At 72.2% G+C, this 17,797-nt stretch carries 17 protein-coding genes and 1 pseudogene; 9 read left to right on the top strand and 9 right to left on the bottom strand.

From position 1 onward, the window contains the following. Window positions 1–91 precede the first annotated feature (91 nt). The 3 genes and pseudogenes from IL992_RS29740 to IL992_RS29730 form a co-directional block, all read right to left on the bottom strand. Window positions 92–328 (bottom strand): annotated as a pseudogene (locus IL992_RS29740) (type II toxin-antitoxin system PemK/MazF family toxin); the annotation flags it as partial. After that, a complete protein-coding gene (locus IL992_RS29735; protein ID WP_193206678.1) occupies window positions 318–548 on the bottom strand; it encodes a ribbon-helix-helix domain-containing protein in 231 nt (76 codons plus the stop codon). The pseudogene IL992_RS29740 and the gene IL992_RS29735, both read right to left, overlap by 11 nt. A 38-nt stretch (window positions 549–586) precedes the next feature. Then, window positions 587–1,369, bottom strand: a complete 783-nt coding sequence (locus tag IL992_RS29730) for an AfsR/SARP family transcriptional regulator (RefSeq protein WP_226874044.1) — start codon at window positions 1,367–1,369, stop codon at window positions 587–589. Window positions 1,370–1,706: 337 nt separating this feature from the next. On the opposite strand from IL992_RS29730, the gene IL992_RS29725 reads away from it, so the two are divergent. Further along, on the top strand, window positions 1,707–2,513 hold the full coding sequence (locus IL992_RS29725) for a DUF4240 domain-containing protein (protein ID WP_193206676.1): 807 nt from the start codon (window positions 1,707–1,709) through the stop codon (window positions 2,511–2,513). A 49-nt stretch (window positions 2,514–2,562) separates the two neighbouring features. Here IL992_RS29725 and IL992_RS29720 read toward each other — a convergent pair whose 3' ends face one another. The 4 genes from IL992_RS29720 to IL992_RS29705 form a co-directional block, all read right to left on the bottom strand. Next, the gene (locus IL992_RS29720; RefSeq protein WP_193206675.1) at window positions 2,563–3,267 is read right to left on the bottom strand and encodes a gamma-glutamyl-gamma-aminobutyrate hydrolase family protein; all 705 of its coding nucleotides are present in this window, start codon (window positions 3,265–3,267) and stop codon (window positions 2,563–2,565) included. Window positions 3,268–3,357: 90 nt separating this feature from the next. Further along, window positions 3,358–4,122: a 3-oxoacyl-ACP reductase gene (locus IL992_RS29715; RefSeq protein WP_193206674.1), complete on the bottom strand. Its 765-nt coding sequence runs from the start codon at window positions 4,120–4,122 to the stop codon at window positions 3,358–3,360. Between the two features lie 4 nt (window positions 4,123–4,126). Next, window positions 4,127–5,512 carry an aldehyde dehydrogenase family protein gene (locus IL992_RS29710; RefSeq protein ID WP_226874043.1) on the bottom strand — a complete coding sequence of 462 codons (1,386 nt, stop codon included), beginning with the start codon at window positions 5,510–5,512 and terminating at the stop codon, window positions 4,127–4,129. After that, the gene (locus tag IL992_RS29705) at window positions 5,479–6,816 is read right to left on the bottom strand and encodes a glutamine synthetase family protein (protein WP_319018915.1); all 1,338 of its coding nucleotides are present in this window, start codon (window positions 6,814–6,816) and stop codon (window positions 5,479–5,481) included. The genes IL992_RS29710 and IL992_RS29705 overlap by 34 nt, the downstream gene beginning before the upstream one ends. A gap of 145 nt (window positions 6,817–6,961) precedes the next feature. Between IL992_RS29705 and IL992_RS29700 the strand changes: the two genes are divergently transcribed. The 8 genes from IL992_RS29700 to IL992_RS46685 all read left to right on the top strand — a co-directional run bounded on the left by IL992_RS29700 (window position 6,962) and on the right by IL992_RS46685 (window position 16,039). Continuing rightward, window positions 6,962–7,765 carry a FadR/GntR family transcriptional regulator gene (locus IL992_RS29700; RefSeq protein WP_226874021.1) on the top strand — a complete coding sequence of 268 codons (804 nt, stop codon included), beginning with the start codon at window positions 6,962–6,964 and terminating at the stop codon, window positions 7,763–7,765. 94 nt (window positions 7,766–7,859) lie between these two features. After that, the gene (locus IL992_RS29695; protein WP_226874020.1) at window positions 7,860–8,720 is read left to right on the top strand and encodes a hypothetical protein; all 861 of its coding nucleotides are present in this window, start codon (window positions 7,860–7,862) and stop codon (window positions 8,718–8,720) included. A 92-nt stretch (window positions 8,721–8,812) separates the two neighbouring features. Beyond that, on the top strand, window positions 8,813–12,346 hold the full coding sequence (locus tag IL992_RS29690; RefSeq protein ID WP_193206671.1) for a serine/threonine-protein kinase: 3,534 nt from the start codon (window positions 8,813–8,815) through the stop codon (window positions 12,344–12,346). 78 nt (window positions 12,347–12,424) lie between these two features. Further along, window positions 12,425–12,619: a hypothetical protein gene (locus tag IL992_RS29685; protein ID WP_079315286.1), complete on the top strand. Its 195-nt coding sequence runs from the start codon at window positions 12,425–12,427 to the stop codon at window positions 12,617–12,619. Window positions 12,620–12,657: 38 nt separating this feature from the next. Further along, window positions 12,658–13,359, top strand: coding sequence for a hypothetical protein (locus IL992_RS29680; RefSeq protein WP_319018914.1), 702 nt, complete (start codon window positions 12,658–12,660; stop codon window positions 13,357–13,359). Between the two features lie 92 nt (window positions 13,360–13,451). After that, window positions 13,452–15,239 (top strand): ABC transporter ATP-binding protein, encoded by a 1,788-nt coding sequence (locus IL992_RS29675; protein ID WP_193206670.1) that lies wholly within the window; start codon window positions 13,452–13,454, stop codon window positions 15,237–15,239. Window positions 15,240–15,491: 252 nt separating this feature from the next. Continuing rightward, window positions 15,492–15,728, top strand: coding sequence for an alpha/beta fold hydrolase (locus IL992_RS46690; RefSeq protein ID WP_226874019.1), 237 nt, complete (start codon window positions 15,492–15,494; stop codon window positions 15,726–15,728). Next, window positions 15,716–16,039, top strand: coding sequence for an alpha/beta fold hydrolase (locus IL992_RS46685; protein WP_226874018.1), 324 nt, complete (start codon window positions 15,716–15,718; stop codon window positions 16,037–16,039). Before IL992_RS46690 ends, IL992_RS46685 begins: the two co-directional genes overlap by 13 nt. Window positions 16,040–16,052: 13 nt before the next feature. Here the strand turns inward: IL992_RS46685 and IL992_RS29665 are convergent, their stop codons facing one another. Then, entirely contained in the window at window positions 16,053–16,802 is a 750-nt protein-coding gene (locus IL992_RS29665; protein ID WP_226874017.1) for an ABC transporter permease, read from the bottom strand. 23 nt (window positions 16,803–16,825) lie between these two features. Continuing rightward, complete coding sequence (locus tag IL992_RS29660) at window positions 16,826–17,788, bottom strand: ATP-binding cassette domain-containing protein (RefSeq protein ID WP_226874016.1); 963 nt, start codon at window positions 17,786–17,788, stop codon at window positions 16,826–16,828. Window positions 17,789–17,797: the final 9 nt, after the last annotated feature.

Genomic DNA, 17,797 nt, shown 5'->3' with positions numbered 1-17,797 from the left:
CGTCGCGCTCGCGGTGAAACAGCCCGAGGAATCCCCGTAGGGCGACGTCGATCTCATGAATCTCGTAGGGATCGAGGCGGCCCGCGAAGTCGCCGAGCCGGGAGGCGTCCACGGCGCTGATCTGGTCGACGAGTACACGTGTGGTCTTGCCGTCCAATTCGATCTCGGGCCGGAAGACGGCACGGCCCGCGCTGGTTGAGGTGGGGGCGACGACCAGGGTGGAGAGAGCGAAACCGTCTGATTGCAACACCACCGCGAAACGCTCGCCACGCTGCTCGTGGCCGACGGCGCTTCGAGGGGCGCGCAACCGGTAGACGTCACCACGCATCCGGCTGGCCAAGCTCGCGGCGGATGGCGCGGACCTCGGCCAAGTCGTCCGGATCCTTGCCGAGCCTCTCAGCGTCGGCGCGGGCCTGCTCCAGCCAGCGGAGGCGGTCGGCGAGCCTGATGGCTTCCCGCACCACGTCCGTGGCCGATCTTCCATCGGCCGTCAGCCGAGCCAGGATCTGCTCGGTCGTTGGATCAAGCTCGATCGTCAGCACAGCCATATTGTCACTGTACGACGACACTTTTCGCAGGCAATCCGTCACATGCCGTGATCGGACCCGCGTGGCGGACGGTGCCCCGCGCGGAGACGCGTCAGGGCGGACGGCAGGTCGTCGCCGGTGAGGATTCGCTGGTGGAGTGCCTGGGTGTCGGGGGACGGCTCGGTGCCGAGGCGGTCGACCAGGGTCCGGCGCAGTCGCTGGTAGGACGCCGAGGCGTCGTGAGTGCGGCCCGAGCGGTGCAGCGCCAGCATGAGCTGCCGGTGCGGCCGTTCGCGCAACGGGTGACGCCTCGCCCACTGGGCCAGGCCGCCGACGATCTCGTGATGGTGCCCGAGCGCCAGCCGTACGTCGAAGAGGTCCTCGGTCACGGCGCGCCGGTCCTCGTCGAGCCGTTCGGCCCACGCGGAGAGCTCGTCCACGTGCGTCATCCCGAGCAGGGCGTCGCCCCGCCAAAGGCTCAGCGCGTTCTCGAACATCCTCGCCGCATTGTGGTAATCGCCATTGTCGCGAGCGATTCTGCCCTGTGCCGCGAAATGGTTGAATACTGCAGCATCCACGGATCCGGGTGGGACGGAAAGAAGGTACCCGCCCTCCACGGTGTGCAGCGGAGAAAGGCCGGGGTCGCGTGGCGAGAGCCGCCGCCGCACCTGTGCGATGTAGGTGGTAAGATTCCGCGGCGCCGATTTAGTGGGACGGCGATTCCACAACAGATCGATGAGCGTGTCCCGGTGAACCGCGATATTCGGATTGAGCAGGAACAGCGCCAGGAGTTGCCGGTGCCTCGGGGCGAGCCCGGCGATGACGTCCCCTGAGGGTTTCATGGCCAGGAACGGTCCGAGCACGGCGTATAACACGGTCCCCCTCGCACGAAAGCAGCGTGAACGCGCCGACGACGCGGCTTTGATCGCCATTTGACCATATCTCTCTCCGGCGGCTTGAGTCAAAATTGTGTCGTTTCTATGTCCGCCGCTCCGGAGCACATAAACGTCGCTCCGCGGGCCGCAATGCCCGGCCCCGTGCCCGCCGATACGCCGATAACCCAAATGAAATCGGTTACAGATCAAGCTCGCGCCGACTGTGCATGCCGGCGATGTGAGAGTGTGACGCCGATAACGCGATGATCGGCGCGGTGCGGCGCCGGCCCGGGAGGTACGGCTTATGACGGACGAGGATTTCTGGGAGCTGATCGGCACGCTCGGCGGGGTGATCGACGAAGACGGCGCCGATCTGCTGGGTGAACGCCTGTCGTCGCTGGGCGCGGAGGAGGTGGAGGCCTTCTGCGGGCATCTCGCCGGAAAGGTGCGTGCGCTCACCGGACTCCCTCTTGAGGGGCGTCCGGTTCCCGACGTCGGCGACGAGGGCCGCCCGCCGATCCCGCTCGTCGGTGACGCGTACGAGAACCTGCTGTACGCGGTGGTCGCCGCGGGGCGTGAGCGGTACGGGGCCGTGCTCGCCGATCCGTCGGCTGTCGAGGACGAGGAGTGGGACGCGGGGCAGGCGGAACTGCTCGTCGATGTCGTCGCGACCGTCCTGTGGGACGTCGTGGGGCTGGACTGGGCCGGCGACTTCGACCCACTGCTGTCCGGCCTCCCGGACGGTGGCCGCTGGTACGACACCTACAGGGGATCGGCCTGGAAGAGCGCCCCGGGTGCGTACATGAAGGCCGCGCACGCCCTGGACCGGGTTCTGAACGACTCCGCCGAATGGCGCGCCTGGTGGAGACAGGCCGGGCTGCGGAGGATCGAGGTCGGCGTCACCGTCAACGCGGACAGGAACCGCGAACGCGTCGGGCGAGGCAGGGAGATCGCCAAGGCCAGGTTCGAGAGGGACCGGTCCTACTTCGCCGATCGCGACCCGGCCGCGCTGACGGCGCTCGCCGCCGAGGAGGCGGCCCACATCATGGCGACGATCGCCGAGGCTCTCGGCATGACGCCCCCGCCCCCGCTTCCGGCCCTGCCGCGCTGATCCGCCGGACGTCCCGGCGCAGGCTGAGCGGTCCGCGGGCGATGGCCGCTCAGCGGGCCGCCGCGAAACGGCGGGCGGCGGCGACCATGGCGTGGAAGAGCGGGCCGTCCTCGTCGGCTTCGGGGTGCCACTGGACGGCCAGGGCGAACGGCGCGCCGGTGACCTCGACGGCCTCGATCGTGCCGTCGTCCGAGCGGGCGGTGACCTCCAGCCCGTCCGCCAGGCGGTCGATCGCCTGGTGGTGGTAGTGGGCGGGCGTCAGGTCCTCGTCGTCGTAGATCTTGGCCAACGCGGGCGAGAGCCGTACGGGGAGGCGGCCGAACGTCCCGGGGGCGGGGGAGTGGGCGGTGTGGCCGACCGCGTCGGGCAGGTGCTGGATGAGGGTTCCGCCCAGGGTGACGTTGAGCACCTGCAACCCCCGGCAGATGCCGAGGAACGGCAGGCCGGCCGCCAACGCCGCGTTCATCAGCCCAAACTCGGCCTCGTCCCGAAATTTCCGGACGTAGCCGGTCTGTGGGGCGGGGGCAGAGCCGTACCGGGCGGGGTCGATGTCGCCCCCGCCCGCGATGATCAGCGCGTCCAGCCGCTCCACCAGCGCCGCGGGCTCCCCGGCGGGCGGCAGGATGACCGGCTGGCCGCCCGCGCGCGCGATGTGATCGACGTACATGTACGGCAGCAGCGCCGTGGGCATGTCCCACACGGTGAACTTCGCCGGCTCCACGTAACAGGTGACGCCGATCACGGGACGCGACAAGGTGCTCGCCTTCCTCACGACAGTTGACACACCGGCCCGGCCCGCCGGTGCGGGCCGGACCGGCACCGGGACGCTGAAGGTCCCGGGATGCTACAGCGGGGTGACGTACGCGCCGGAGATGCCGCCGTCGACCAGGAACTCCGAGGCGGTGATGAACGACGAGTCGTCGGAGGCGAGGAACGCGACCGCCGCGGCGATCTCCTCGGCCCGGGCGAACCGGCCGATCGGCACGTGGACGAGACGGCGCTGGGCGCGCTCGGGGTCCTTGGCGAACAGCTCACGCAGCAGCGGGGTGTCCACAGGTCCGGGGCACAGCGCGTTGACCCGGATGCCCTCGCGGGCGAACTGGACGCCCAGCTCGCGGCTCATCGCGAGCACGCCGCCCTTCGAGGCGGTGTAGGAGATCTGCGAGGTGGCCGAGCCCATGACCGCGACGAACGACGCGGTGTTGATGATCGAGCCCTTGCCCTGCCGCTGCATGTACGGGATCACGTGCTTGCAGCACAGGTAGACGCTGGTGAGGTTGACCTCCTGCACCCGGCGCCAGGCGTCGATGCCGGTCTCCAGGATGGAGTCGTCGTCCGGCGGCGAGATGCCCGCGTTGTTGAACGCGATGTCGACGCTGCCGAACTCCTCGAACGCGGTCCGGTACATCCGGGCCACGTCGTCCTCGTTCGCCACGTCCACCTTGACGAACAGGCCGCCGACCTCCCCGGCCGCCTTCGCGCCGGCCTCCTCGTCGAGGTCGGCCACCACGACCTTGGCGCCCTCCTGGGCGAACCGGTGGGCGGTGGCCAGCCCGATGCCGCTGCCCGCCCCGGTGATGACGGCGACGCGGTCCTGCAAACGCTGCATTGATCTACTCCGTGGAGATGAAGACGTTCTTGGTCTCGGTGAAGGCCGACAGGGCGTCCGGGCCGAGCTCCCGGCCGAGGCCCGACTGCTTGAAGCCGCCGAACGGGGTCCAATAGCGGACGCTGGAGTGCGAGTTGACCGACAGGTTGCCCGCCTCGACGGCCCGCGCCACGCGCAGCGCCCGGCCCACGTCGCGGGTCCAGATCGACCCCGACAGGCCGTACGCCGTGTCGTTGGCGATCCGCACGGCGTCGGCCTCGTCCTCGAACGGCACGACGGACACCACGGGCCCGAAGATCTCCTCGGTGAACGCCCGGCGGAAGGACTCCGAGGACGACCCGGCCAGCACCGTGGGCGGGAACCAGTAGCCGGGGCCGGCTGGGCACGACCCGGCGGCGTACACGTCCGACGCGGTGACGAACGAGGCGACGCGCTCCCGGTGCTCGGCGCTGACCAGCGGGCCCATCTGGCTCGCCGGGTCGTTCGGGTCGCCGACCTTGACCTCGCGGACGGCCTGCGACAGCCGCACGAGGAAGTCGTCGTAGACGGAACGCTCCACCAGGATGCGCGAGCGGGCGCAGCAGTCCTGGCCGGAGTTGTCGAAGACCGCCATGGGCGCCGAGGCCGCGGCCTTGTCGAGGTCGGAGTCGGCGAAGACGATGTTGGCGCTCTTGCCGCCCAGCTCCAGCGTCACCCGCTTGACCTGCTCGGCCGCCTTGGCGCCGATCAGTTTCCCGACCTCGGTCGAGCCGGTGAACACGATCTTCCGTACGTCGGGGTGCTCGACGAGCCGGGCGCCGGCGACCTCACCCTCGCCGGGGACGACCTGGAGCACGCCCTCGGGCAGCCCGGCCTCCAGGGCGAGCTCGGCCAGCCGCAGCGCGGTCAGCGGGGTCCACTCGGCGGGCTTCACGATCACCGTGTTGCCGGCGGCGAGGGCCGGGGCGACTCCCCAGGTCATGATGACCATCGGGAAGTTCCACGGCACGATGATCCCGACCACGCCCAGCGGCTCGGCGAACGTGACGTCCACCCCGCCCGGCACCGGGATCTGCCTGCCGTGGTCGCGCTCGGGCGCGCCCGCGTAGAAGTTCAGCACGTCGCGGACGTTGCCCGCCTCCCAGCGGGCGTTGCCGGCGGTGTGCCCGGCGTTGGCGATCTCCAGCCGCGCCAGCTCCTCCGCGTGGTCCTCCACGACCTGCGCGAAGCGGCGCAGCAGCCGGGCCCGCTCGCCCGGGGCGACCGCCCGCCAGGCGGGGAAGGCCCGGGCGGCCCGCTCGACCGCGCGGTCCACCTCGGCGGCGTCCGCCATCTCGACCTCGGCGATCGCTTCCTCGGTCGCCGGATTGACTATCTTCACAGCCGTTCGAACCCCCGATAGAGCTCCCAGTCGGTGACCGCCGCGTCGAAGGCGGCCAGCTCGACCCTCGCGTTGTTGGCGTAGTGCTCGACCACGTCCTTGCCGAACGCCTCCTCGGCGATCGGCGAGCCCTCCCACAGCGCCAGGGCGTCGCGGAGCGTGGCGGGCACCCGCTCGGCCCCGGAGTCGTACGCGTTCCCGCCGAACGGCTCCTCCAGCTCCAGCCCGGCGTCGATGCCGCGCAGCCCCGCCGCGATCATGGCCGCGACCGCGAGGTACGGGTTGACGTCGCCGCCCGGCACCCGGTTCTCGATCCGCAGGGAGGGGCCGTGGCCGACCAGCCGCAGCGAGCAGGTGCGGTTGTCCACGCCCCATTTCACGGCGGTGGGGGCGAAGCTGCCGGGCACGAACCGCTTGTAGGAGTTGACGTTGGGCGCGTAGAGCAGGGTCAGCTCCCGCATCGCCGCGAGCTGCCCGGCCACGAAGCGGCGCCCGGTCTCCGACAGCCCGTACGGCTCGCCGCCCGCCATCACGGGGGTGCCGTCGGCGTCGCGCAGCGAGATGTGGATATGGCAGGAGTTGCCCTCGCGCTGGTTCGGCTTGGCCATGAACGTGATCGACCGGCCCTCCTGGGCGGCGATCTCCTTGGCGCCGTTCTTGTAGAACACGTGGTTGTCGCAGGTGGTCAGCGCGTCGGCGTACCGGAAGGCGATCTCGTGCTGGCCGAGGTTGCACTCGCCCTTGGCGGACTCGACGTACAGCCCGGCGCCCTCCATGCCGAGCCTGATCCTCCGCAGCAGCGGCTCGATGCGGGAGGTGCCGAGCAGCGAGTAGTCGACGTTGTAGAGGTTGGCCGGGGTCAGGTCGCGGTAGCCGCGCTGCCAGGCCTGCTCGTAGCTGTCGTCGTAGACGACGAACTCCAGCTCGGTGCCGACGTACGCGGTCCAGCCGCGTTCGGCGAGCCGGGCGAGCTGGCGGCGCAGGATCTGCCGGGGAGAGGCCACGACGTCCGCGCCCTCCTCCCACACCAGGTCGGCCAGCAGCAGCACGGTGCCCTCGTGCCAGGGCACCCGGCGCAGCGTCGACAGGTCCGGCCGCATGACGAAGTCGCCGTAGCCGCGCTCCCAGGACGACATGGCGTAGCCGTCCACGGTGTTCATGTCGACGTCCACCGCGAGCAGGTAGTTGCAGCCCTCGGCGGCGTGGTCCAGCACCTCCTCCAGGAAGTACCGCGCCGACAGCCGCTTGCCCTGCAACCGCCCCTGCATGTCGGTGACCGCGAGCAGGACCGTGTCCACGCGGCCCGCTTCGACGTCATCGCGGAGTCGCTCCACGCTGAGCACGGTGCCTCCCGTCCAAAAGTCTGGAATCAGACCATTGAGGGCATGCAAGCATCATGTTCCCCTCGTCGTCAACAATGTCGAAGGGGTTTAACCTCGATCAAAGGGACGGGGGTCCGCGGTGACGGGTGGAGGGACGATGCGCATGGAGATCACGCCGGCGGAGGCGTCCGTCTCCGGCCCCCGGACTCCGGCCGCGCCCGCGTCTCGGGACGCGGCCGTGGGGATCACCGGCGTGGTGTCGCTGCTGCGGCCGGTGCGGGCGGGCAACGCGTTCGAGGAGACCGTCGAGCGCCTCCTCCAGGCCATCAAGCTCGGCGTCGTCCCGCACGGCGAGAAGCTGCCGCCGGAGCGCGAGCTCGCCACCCGGCTCGGCATCAGCAGGGTCACGCTGCGCGAGGCGATCCGCGCCCTGCAGGAGGCCGGCTACCTCGACGTACGGCGCGGCCGGTACGGCGGGGCCTTCGTCGTCTACCGGCCGCCCAGCCCGCGCAAGGGCGACCTGCGCAGGGCCGTCACGCGCATGGGCGAAGACGATCTCGAGGACGCGCTGACGTTCCGGATGGCCGTCGAGTGCGGGGCGGCCCGGGTGCTCGCGACCACCGATCTGACCCCGCGGCAGCGGGAGACGCTGGCCGCCCGGCTGGCCGGGGTGAACGACGCGGCGCCGGCCGACTACCGCCGGATGGACATCGCGTTCCACCTCGCGATCGCGGAGCTGAGCGGCTCGCCGCTGCTGGCCGCCGCCTGCGCCGACGCCCGGCTGCGCGTCACCGACCTGCTCAACGCGATCCCCGTGCTGCGGCCCAACATCGAGCACGCGGCCGTGCAGCACGCCGCCATCGCCGCCGCGATCCTCGACGGCGATCCCGAGGTGGCCGAACGCGCGGTGGCCGAGCACCTGGAGGGCACGGCGGCCCTGCTGCGCGGCTTTCTCGCCTGACCGCTCCCCTCGCGCCCGGTGCCCCTCCCGCCAATCGTCGACGGGCAAATCTTGGCGGTCACGGCACTAGCATCGGAGGTCGGGGGATGGCTTGATGGCCGACTGGTTTCACGAACGCATCATCGAGGCGCACCGCCTGCCGCTGTTCTGCTTCTTCGTCGCGCTGATCACGGCGTTCGTCTTCACGCGGGTGAACGTACGGCTGATCAGGGCGCGGGTGCGGTGGCTCGGCAACGTCAGCGTGGGCGAGATGCACATCCACCACGTGGTGTTCGGCGTGGTGCTCACACTGCTCGGCGGGGTCGCCGGGCTGGTCCTGTCGGATGTGTCCACGGGCTGGTACTCCTTCTCCTCCGCCGTGTTCGGTGTGGGCGCCGCCCTCGTGCTCGACGAGTTCGCCCTGATCCTGCACCTGCGCGACGTCTACTGGCAGGAGGAGGGCCGCACCTCCGTGGACGCGGTCTTCGTGGCGATCGCCGCCACCGGCCTGCTGCTGCTCGGGCTGCGCCCGCTCACCTGGAACGGCGCGGACGGCGGCGGCCGCTGGACGGCTCCCGCGTTCCTCTTCGTCAACCTCGTCTTCGCCATGATCACCCTGCTCAAGGGGAAGATCTGGAGCGGCCTGCTGGGACTGTTCGTGCCGCCGCTGCTGTACGTGGGGGCGGTGCGGGTGGCGCGTCCCGGCTCGCCCTGGGCCCGCTGGTGCTACTCGGAGCGGGCGAGGCGGCCCCGGCCGCGCCTGATGGCCAAGGCGATCCACCGGGAGGAGCGCTGGCGCCGCCCGGTCATCCGGGCGAAGATCGCGGTGCAGGAGTTCGTCTCCGGCCGCCACGACCTGCCCGCACCCGCGCTGCCCGCCCGGCACCACCGGCGGCGGGTCGTGTCCCCCCGTCCCCGGCCGGGGGCGGACCACACCGGGCGCCACTGGCGGTCGGGCCGGCCCCGTGCTCGCTGAGAACCCAAAGCCCGCTGGGAACCAAAATCGCTGAGAACCGGCGCAGAACCTGAACGTCCCCGCCCGCGTCCAATCCCGGCGAGAGGTGAGCGATGGCGGGGACGCTGCTGCCCGAGGATCCGGAGCGGCTGGGTGACTACTGGTTGTCGGGGCGGCTCGGCTCCGGCGGCCAGGGTGTGGTGTACGAGGCGTACGACGGCCACGGCCGCCGGGTGGCGGTCAAGGTGCTGCACGGCGACGCCGCGGCGGATCCGGAGCTCAGGGAGCGGTTCGGCCGTGAGGCCGCGGCGGCCCGGCGGGTGGCGTCGTTCTGCACCGCGCCCGTCATCGCCGCCGAGCTCGACGGGCCCAGGCCGTACATCGTCAGCGAGTACGTCGAGGGGCGGAGCCTGCGCCGGGCCGTGCAGGAGGGTCAGGTCTTCGCCGGGGACGGCCTGCACCGGCTGGCGACCGCGATCGCCACGGCGCTGACCGCCATCCACGACGCCGGCGTCGTCCACCGTGACCTCAAACCCGACAACGTGCTGCTCGGCCCGGACGGCCCCCGCATGATCGACTTCGGCGTCGCCAGGACCCTGGAGATGTCGCTGACCAGCACCGGCCTGGTGGCCGGAACGCCGACGTACATGGCGCCGGAGGTGTTCACCGGGCAGCGCGCGGGCCCCGCCGCCGACGTGTTCGCCTGGGGCGGGATCGTGCTGTTCGCCGCCACGGGGGAGGACCCGTTCCGGGCGGAGAGCCTGGGCGGGGTGATGCACCGGGTGCTGTCGGTCGATCCCGACCTGTCCGTGCTGTCCGAGCCGCTCCGGCCGCTGGTCGGCGCGGCCCTCGTCAAGGAACCGGCAGCCCGCCCGTCCGCCCGCGACCTGCTGATGGCGCTGATCAGCGGGGGTTCCCGGGTGGACACGGCGCGGCTGCTCACGGAGGGCAGCCGGGCGGCGCGGGCGGTGCACGCGGAGGGTGATCCCGACCCCGGCCTGGGCGCGCTCGCGGAGGACGCGTACGACGCGCTCGGCCCCGCGGAGCGCGACCTCGTGCCGCAGATCTTCCTCCGGCTGGTCGCGGTGGGCCCGGAGGGCGACCTCGCCACTCGCAGGGCGGCCGAGGACGAGTTGCCGCCCGGATCGGGCGAGGTGCTCCGGATGTTCGCCTATGTGCTGTCGCGCAAGGACGGTGAGGTGGGCCTCGCCCGCCCGGCGCTGCTCAGTGCCTGGCCCAGGTTGCGGGCCTGGCTCACCGACGAGTGGGACGGTCTGCCGGTGCACGCGGAGATCCGCCTGCGGGCCCGGCAGTGGGACGCGGCCGGCCGCCGTCCCGCCGACCTCCTGCAGGGCGGCCGCCTGGACGCGGCCGTGGGCTGGGCGGCGACCGGCCGCCGGCGTCTCGCCCTGAACGCGCTGGAACGCGAGTTCCTCGACGCGTCGGCCGCGCTGACCCGCCGGCGAGCCCGCGGCCGCCGCCTGCTCACGACCGCCCTGGCCGTGCTGCTCGCGCTGTCCCTCGCGGGCGGTGGCCTGGCGGCCTACCAGGGCAGCCGGATCGCGCTGCAGCGCGACCAGATTTCCGCCCAGCGCGACCGGGCCAACGGCCGGGAGGCGGCGCTGCGCGCCGGGACGCTGCGGACCACCGACCCCACCGCCGCCATGCTGCTGAGCGTCGCCGCCTGGCGCCTCGACGGCGGCTCCGAGGCCCGGTCGAGCCTGATGGCCGCGTACGAGCAGCCGGAGGTCGCCGCCTTCCGCCCGCCGGGCGGCGGGCTGCGGGCGCTGAGCCGGGACGGGCGTACGGTCGTCGCGGTCTCGGACGACGAGATCAGCCTGTACGACGTGCGGAACCGGCGTCTGATGCGGCGGATCCCGCTGCCCGGCCCGCGCTCGGAGCCTCTGCTCGGCGTGGCGCTCAGCCCGAGCGGCCGGTCCGTCGCGATGATCACCACGGCCAGGGCGATGGTGTGGGATCTGGGGACCGGCAGGGTTCGCGCCCGTCTCGCCGTTCCCGGCGCGCGGTCCGAGGGGGAGATCGAGTTCGCGGACGACGAGTCGAAGGTCGTCGTGCTCGAGGACCTGAACGGCTTCGTCTGGGACTTCGCGAAGGGCCGGACGTACGGCCGGACGTACGGTAGGGCGGCGGAGAGCGGCTGGCCCGGCGACTTGCCGGCCGTGCCGCGCTCGGGACGGGTCGCCGCGCTGCTGGACCCGCTGACCGGCAGGCTGGACGTGCGGCGGATGCCCGGGCAGGACCGCGATCCGAGATTCCGGGAAGCCTGCCCGGGGAAGCTGGGGGCCGTCGCCTTCAGCCGGGACGGCGCGCTGATGGCCTGCGGGGGCCGGCAGATCACCCTCGTCTCGGCCGCGACGGGGCGGCGGGTCACCGAGGAGGGGGACGACTGGCCCTGGGCCGAGAGCGGGGCCAACGAGCCCGCCAACGCCATCGACGCCGGCCTGAGGTTCAGCGCCGACGGGCGCTACCTGGCGGGGTTCGCCGACCGGTCCATCAGGGTCTGGCGGGTGCGCGACCACCGGCAGGTGTTCGGCTACCGTGCCGAGGACGACGTGGCGGACGTCCGCCTCGACCCCGACGGGCACACCCTGCGCTACCTCCTGGAGGAGGCCGTGGTCAGCGTGGACATCCGGCCGCGGGCCGAGTCGGTCCGCCCGCCGGGCCGGTTCTTCCGCGCGTCGCTGAGCCCCGACGGCCGCTGGATGGCGACGGAACCGGAGGAGTCCGGCCCCCTGCTGCTGTGGGACGTATCCCGCCGGAGACCGGCCGGGTCGCTGCCGGGAACGGCCGACTGGGGAGACCCGGTCTTCGACCGTACCGGCCGGACCATGGTGATCAGCGACGTCACCCTCGACCGGCTGCGCGCCTGGGACGTCGCCGGGCGCAGACCGCTGTGGGACTACCGGGTGCCGCGCGGCCTCATGGTGGACGGCCACGCGTTCAGCCCGGACGGCGCGATCTTCGCGGCCACGCTCACGCGGGCGGGCAACGGCTCCAGGACCCGGGGAGACCGCCTGCTCGAGTGGGACGCGCGCAGCGGCCGCCTGGTCAGGGACGTCCCGCTCGACCGGCAGACCGGTCACATCGCCTTCGGGGCCGGCGGGCGGACGATCGTCTGCGGCGACGGGCGGATCCTGGACGCGGCCACCGGGCGGCAGCGGGGAAGCGCGTTCATGCCCTCGCAATCCTTCGCGGTCAGCCCCGCCGGCGACAAGATCGCCGTGGGCGGCATCACGGGCCGGATCTTCCTCTGGGACGCCACGGGTCCGTCCCCGGTGCCGCCGGCGCTGCACGGGACGATGGAGCAGATCGACGCGCTGGCCTTCTCCCCCCGGGGGGACGTCCTCGCCACGGTGAGCGAGGGCGGGACCGTGCAGTTGTGGGACGTGCGCGCCGGGCGGCGGCTGGGCGGGGCCGTCCCGCTGCTCTCCGACCTCGGCCTGACCTTGGCGTTCAGCGCCGACGGCACGCGCCTGTACGTCGCCGACCAGAGCGGGGAGCTGTTCGGGATGCCCGTGGACGGGGAACTCGTGGCGCGGCAGGTGTGCGCGCGGGCCGGACGGACCCTGACCAGGCAGGAATGGGCCCGCTATCTGACCGGGACGCCCTACCGGGACGTGTGTTGATCGCCCGATAAGCATTTCGGCCGGTTCTGTGGGTATTTCAGGCTATGTAAGAGCTGTTGGGGGGCGGGAGGGGCGGCAATGGAGTCTCGCGAGCGGTTCGTGTTCCAACGGATGGCGGCACAACTCAAACGGGAGGCGGCGCTGCTGACAGGGGACCGGCTGATGGCGGCGGAGGCACGCGGTGAGGAGGCCGAGGCCGACCTCTGCCTCACCTGGTACGCGATCATGGACACCACCCGGGAGATCCGCCTGCTCTACGGAGTGCCTGGATGAGGGATCATCACGGGGGGTGCGCGGGCGATACTGAGGTGGTGACCGCGTCTTCCGCCTTCCCGGCGCCGCCGTTCCACCTGCGCCTCATCGAGGACGCGCGGCCCGTCCTCGACCGGTACGGCTTGTTGCTCGCCGGCGGCTACGCGCTGCTGGCGCACGGGTGTACCTCGCGCCCCGTCGACGACCTCACCTTCGCCACGGGCGGGGAGGCCCCGCTGGCGGAGATCGGCGCGGCGCTGGCCGAGGCGTTCGGGAGCACCGGCCTGTCGGCCGAGGTGTGCGAGGCCGGCGCCCGCATCGGCCGCGTCGTCGTCGGCGACGAGATCACCGGCCAGTCGTGCGAGGTCGCCCTGCTCCGCGAGCCGCTGCGCGACCGCCCCGCCGACATCGGCCCCTGCCGGGTGCTCGGCCTGGACGACGCCGTGGGCCTCAAGGTCCGCGCCCTGCAGGACCGGGGCCTGCCGCGCGACTTCGCCGACGTGGCCTCGGTGTCCGGCCTGTACTCCTTCCGCCTGCTCGAACAGCTCGGCGCGCGCTACGACGACGAGTGGCGGGTGGAGGACCTGGTCGAGCGGCTGGAGACGGTCGACCTGCTGGCCGACGAGGCGTTCGGCGGCCTGGACGAGGAGGGCGTCGCCGCCGTGCGCCGCTTCGCGTACGCCTGGGCGGAGGACATCAAGCTGCGCCGCGTCGACGACGGCGACGCCGAGTTCGACCTCGACGTCCCGGACGTGGACTGATCCAGGACGCGGAAGTCCCCGCGCGCACCGGCGTTTCCGGTGATTTAGGGTCTCCGGAAGATCGCACGCCGGGTTCGCGTGAAGGGGGCTCCATGGGGACGGACGGCGACGGCCCTGACGATGGCCGGCCCGCGGCACGGCCGAAGGCGTCCCTGGGGGAGCGCGCTTCCTGGCGGCTGCTGCTCGACCAGGTGCGCCCCCATCGGCGGGTGCTCTTGCTGGGCGGCCTGCTCAGCCTCGTCGGCAGCCTCGCCGGGCTCGCCATGCCGGTCATGGCCAAGCGGGTGATCGACGCGTTCGGCGCGGGCGGCGCGCTGGCAGGCCCGGTGCTCGGGCTGTCGGTCGCGGTCCTGGCCGGCGCGCTGATCTCGGCGGCCGGGCGGTTCCTGCTGGAGCGGATGGGCGAGACGATCGTGCTCGACTCGCGCCGCGGCCTGGTGGACCGCATCCTGCGGCTCACGGTCTCCGACGTGGACCGGCTCAAGCCCGGCGACCTGCTGTCGCGGGTCAGCTCCGACACCACCCTGCTGCGAGCCGTGTGCACGGACGCGCTCGCGTCCCTGGTCGGGGCGGTCTTCATGTTCCTCGGCGCCGCCGTGATGATGGCGATCATGGACGGCCTGCTGCTCGGGGTGACGCTCGCCGTCGTGGGCCTGGTCGCCCTCATGGGCGTGGCCATCGCCCCGCGCATCCGGCGGGCCTCGCTCCAGGCACAGGTGGCGCTCGGCGAGATGAGCTCGACGCTCGACCGCGCCCTCCAGGCGTTCCGTACGGTCAAGGCCAGCGGCGCGGAGGCGCGGGAGACCGCGATGGTGGGCGCGGCGGCCGTCGAGGCGCGCGACCGGGGCGTGGCCGCCGCCGCGTGGACCTCGCTGGCCGGGATCGGCGCCTGGATGTCGGTCCAGCTCGCGTTCCTCGCGGTGCTGGGAGTCGGCGGCGCGCGGGTCGCGTCGGGGGAGATGGAGATCTCCGCCCTGATCGCCTTCCTGCTGTACCTGTTCTATTTGGTCTCCCCGATCGGCCAGATCATCCAGAGCCTCACCCAGATCCAGAACGGCCTGGCCGCGGTGACCCGCATCCAGGAGATCACCACGCTGCGCACCGAGCCCGCCGCCGCACCCGTCGTACGGGCGGGCGGCGAGCCCGTCGGAGTGACCTTCTCCGGGGTCGTCTTCCGGTATGGCGACGACCGGCCGGTGGTCCACCACGACGTGACGTTCGAGGTGCCGGCCGGCGGCATGACCGCGCTGGTCGGCCCCTCGGGGGCGGGCAAGTCGACGGTGTTCGGCCTCATCGAGCGGTTCTACGAGCCGCAGGAGGGGACGATCACACTCGGCGGGCGGGACATCCGCGACTGGCCGCTCGGCGAGCTGCGGGCCATGCTCGGGTACGTCGAGCAGGACGCGCCCGTGCTCGCGGGGACGTTGCGGGAGAATCTCGTTTTCGGCGCGCCCGGGGCGACCGACGAGGAGATCGCCCGAGCCCTCGCCCGTACGCGCCTCGACGACCTGGTCGAGCGGCTGCCGGAGGGACTGGAGACGCCCGTCGGCCATCGCGGCATCCTGCTGTCGGGCGGCGAGCGGCAGCGGGTGGCCATCGCCAGGGCGCTGCTGCGCAGGCCCAGGCTGCTGCTGCTCGACGAGGCGACCTCCCAGCTCGACGCGGTCAACGAGATGCGGCTGCGGGAGGTCGTGGCGGAGGTGGCGCGCGAGACGACCGTCCTGGTGATCGCCCACCGCCTGTCCACCGTGACCGGGGCCGACCGGATCGTGGTGATGGAGGCCGGCCGCGTGCGGGCCTGGGGGACCCACGACGAGCTGGTCGCGGCCGACGAGCTCTACCGCGAGCTCGCCGCCACGCAGTTCCTCGTCTCGTCCTGACCGGCGGGCCCGCGATCTCCGTATACGCCGATGGCGAAGCCGTGAGCAGCCCTTACACCGGGCCACAGCTTCTTTCGACCGGGAACCGGGAACGTCGCAGGTGCGTAACCTCTCCTTCACCACCGCCCGGTTGCCGGAGCCATCGCGCGTGCGGGCGCGTCCGGCGCCCCGCCGCTTACCTCTCGCGTAATCGATCTTTTTCACGCGGTCCACCAGGCTCGGACGTGTTCGACCGAGACCTGAGGAGTGCGGATGCTCTCCGAAACCGTCGACGGCACGCGGCTGGCCTACGAGGACTACGGGCAGGGTGAGCCGATCCTTTTCCTGGCGAGCTGGGTGCTGCACAGCGACATGTGGGAATACCAGCTTCCGTTCTTCGTCGAGCACGGCTACCGGTGCGTTGCGCTGGACCGGCGGGGGCACGGCCGCTCCGACCGCGCTCCACCGGCTACGACCTGGACACCCTGGCGGACGACGTGGCCGCGCTGATCGAGCACCTCGGCCTGCGCCGCTGGACGCTCGCGCAGTGCCTGTCGACCTCGCCGTGGGCGACGTCGCAGGTGTTCGAGGCGCTCTACCACGCCGACCACCGGGACGGGCTGCGCGAGATCACCGTTCCCGCGCTCGTCGTGCACGGCGCCGCCGACATGTCGGCCAGAGTGGAGCTGACCGGCCGCCGTACGGCCGCACTCGTCCCAGGTGCGGTTTACAAGGAGTACCCCACCGGCGCGCACGGCCTGTTCGTGACCCACAAGGACGCCCTGAACGACGACCTGCTGGACTTCCTCAAGAGCGGCTGACCGGCAAGAGCAGTCAGCCGGCGAGGTGGCGCATGGAGCGGACCGACCAGGCCAGGGCGGGCACCGCGAGCACCGCCATCAGGGCGAACGCGAGCGCCACGTGGCCGCCTCCCAGGTCGCCGGCGAACAGCGCCCGCCCGGCCTCGACCGCGTGGTAGAGCGGATTGACCTGGGCCACGGTCCGCATCCACTGCGGGGCGAGGGACATCGGCAGCAGGATGCCGGTGAACAGGATCAGCGGCAGCGCGAAGAACTGCAGGATCTGCGACATGCCGTTCTCGTCCCGCACGGCCAGGGCCAGGCCGTACGACAGGCCGGAGGCGAACAGACCGGTGAGGGCCATGAGCAGGAGCATCAGGGCGACGCCCGGCAGGCTGGGCCGCATGCCCATGAGCAGCGCCACCGCGATGATCAGCACGGCCTGCGCGACCAGCACGATCATGTCGCGCAGCGTCCGGCCCAAGACGATGGCCGGGCGGCTCGCCGGGCTCGCGGCGAGCCGTTCGAGCACCCCGGTGCGGATCTCGGCGATCATGCCGAAGCCGACGAACAGCGAGCCGAACAGCGCGATCATCACCATCACACCGGGGGTGAACATGGCGAGCGTCCGCTCGTCCGGCACACCGGGCATGGTGTTGGCCAGCAGCGGGGCGAACAGCAGCAGGTAGAGGACGGGCTGGAGAAGGCCGAACAGCGGCCAGATCGGGTTGCGTGCGGTGTTGCGCAACTCGTAGGCCAGGAACAGGCCGGTGTGCTTCAGCATCATTCCGCCTTTCGAAGGAGGGCTCAGGCGGCGTCGCGGAGCGAGCGGCCGGTCTTGCGCAGGAAGACGTCGTCGAGCGTGGCCCGGTCGAGCGCGACCGACTCCAGGGCCAGGCCGTGCTCGGTGAGCGTGGACAGCAGGTGCGGCAGCGCCCGCTCGCCGTCGTCCAGGTAGACGCGCAGCAGGTCGCCGTCGGTCCTGACCTCCCGCGCGTACGGCAGGCCGTCCAGCACCCCTGCCGCCTCACCCGTGCCGGACAGCCGCAGGGACACGACGTCGCCGGCGATCTCGCGTTTGAGCTCGGCGGGTGTCCCGGCCGCGACGACGAGTCCGTGGTCGACGATGACCAGGCGGTCGCACAGCGCGTCGGCCTCGTCCAGGTAGTGGGTGCTGAGCAGGACGCTCGTCCCGCCGTCGCGCAGGGCCCTGATCTGGTCCCACAGGTTGGCGCGGTTCTGCGGGTCGAGGCCGGTCGTGGGCTCGTCGAGGAACAGCAGCGGCGGCCGGTGGACCAGGCCGAGCGCGATCGCGACACGCCGCTTCTGGCCTCCCGACAGGGTGCGGGCCGGCCGGTCGGCCAGGCCCGCCAGGTCGAACGCCGCGAGCACCTCGCCGGTGCGGGCGGCGGCCTCGGCCGCCGTCAGGCCGTTGACCCGCGCGGCGAGCAGGAGATTGGCCCTGGCCGTGTTGTTCTCGTCCACGCCGCCGGCCTGGCCGACGTACCCGATGCGGCGCCGCACCTGCTCGGGGGAGGCCAGCAGGTCGTGCCCGGCCACCGTCGCGGCGCCGCCGGTGGGCGCGACCAGCGTCGCCAGCATGCGGATCGTCGTGGTCTTCCCGGCGCCGTTGGGGCCGAGCACGCCGAAGATCTCGCCCTCGGCGACCTCGAGGTCGATTCCCCGCACGGCCTCCACCGGCTCGCCCGCCCGGCCGCCGCGGCCACGCGGGCGGTAGGTCTTGCGTAATCCTCGCGCTTCAATGATCATTTCGGCTCC

Source organism: Microbispora sitophila (genome assembly GCF_014892245.1).
GTDB lineage: Bacteria > Actinomycetota > Actinomycetes > Streptosporangiales > Streptosporangiaceae > Microbispora > Microbispora siamensis.
Note: the sequence above shows the minus strand (reverse complement) of the source record. Positions and strands in the feature narration are given on the sequence as shown.

Bases quoted from the DNA above. Each gene is read 5' to 3' on its own strand.
- IL992_RS29660 (WP_226874016.1), bottom strand. From the start codon at position 17,788: ATGATCATTGAAGCGCGAGGATTACGCAAGACCTACCGCCCGCGTGGC.
- IL992_RS29690 (WP_193206671.1), top strand. From the start codon at position 8,813: ATGGCGGGGACGCTGCTGCCCGAGGATCCGGAGCGGCTGGGTGACTAC.
- IL992_RS29730 (WP_226874044.1), bottom strand. From the start codon at position 1,369: ATGAAACCCTCAGGGGACGTCATCGCCGGGCTCGCCCCGAGGCACCGG.
- IL992_RS29725 (WP_193206676.1), top strand. From the start codon at position 1,707: ATGACGGACGAGGATTTCTGGGAGCTGATCGGCACGCTCGGCGGGGTG.
- IL992_RS46690 (WP_226874019.1), top strand. From the start codon at position 15,492: ATGCTCTCCGAAACCGTCGACGGCACGCGGCTGGCCTACGAGGACTAC.
- IL992_RS29665 (WP_226874017.1), bottom strand. From the start codon at position 16,802: ATGCTGAAGCACACCGGCCTGTTCCTGGCCTACGAGTTGCGCAACACC.
- IL992_RS29695 (WP_226874020.1), top strand. From the start codon at position 7,860: ATGGCCGACTGGTTTCACGAACGCATCATCGAGGCGCACCGCCTGCCG.
- IL992_RS29735 (WP_193206678.1), bottom strand. From the start codon at position 548: ATGGCTGTGCTGACGATCGAGCTTGATCCAACGACCGAGCAGATCCTG.
- IL992_RS29715 (WP_193206674.1), bottom strand. From the start codon at position 4,122: ATGCAGCGTTTGCAGGACCGCGTCGCCGTCATCACCGGGGCGGGCAGC.
- IL992_RS29685 (WP_079315286.1), top strand. From the start codon at position 12,425: ATGGAGTCTCGCGAGCGGTTCGTGTTCCAACGGATGGCGGCACAACTC.
- IL992_RS29700 (WP_226874021.1), top strand. From the start codon at position 6,962: ATGCGCATGGAGATCACGCCGGCGGAGGCGTCCGTCTCCGGCCCCCGG.
- IL992_RS29675 (WP_193206670.1), top strand. From the start codon at position 13,452: ATGGGGACGGACGGCGACGGCCCTGACGATGGCCGGCCCGCGGCACGG.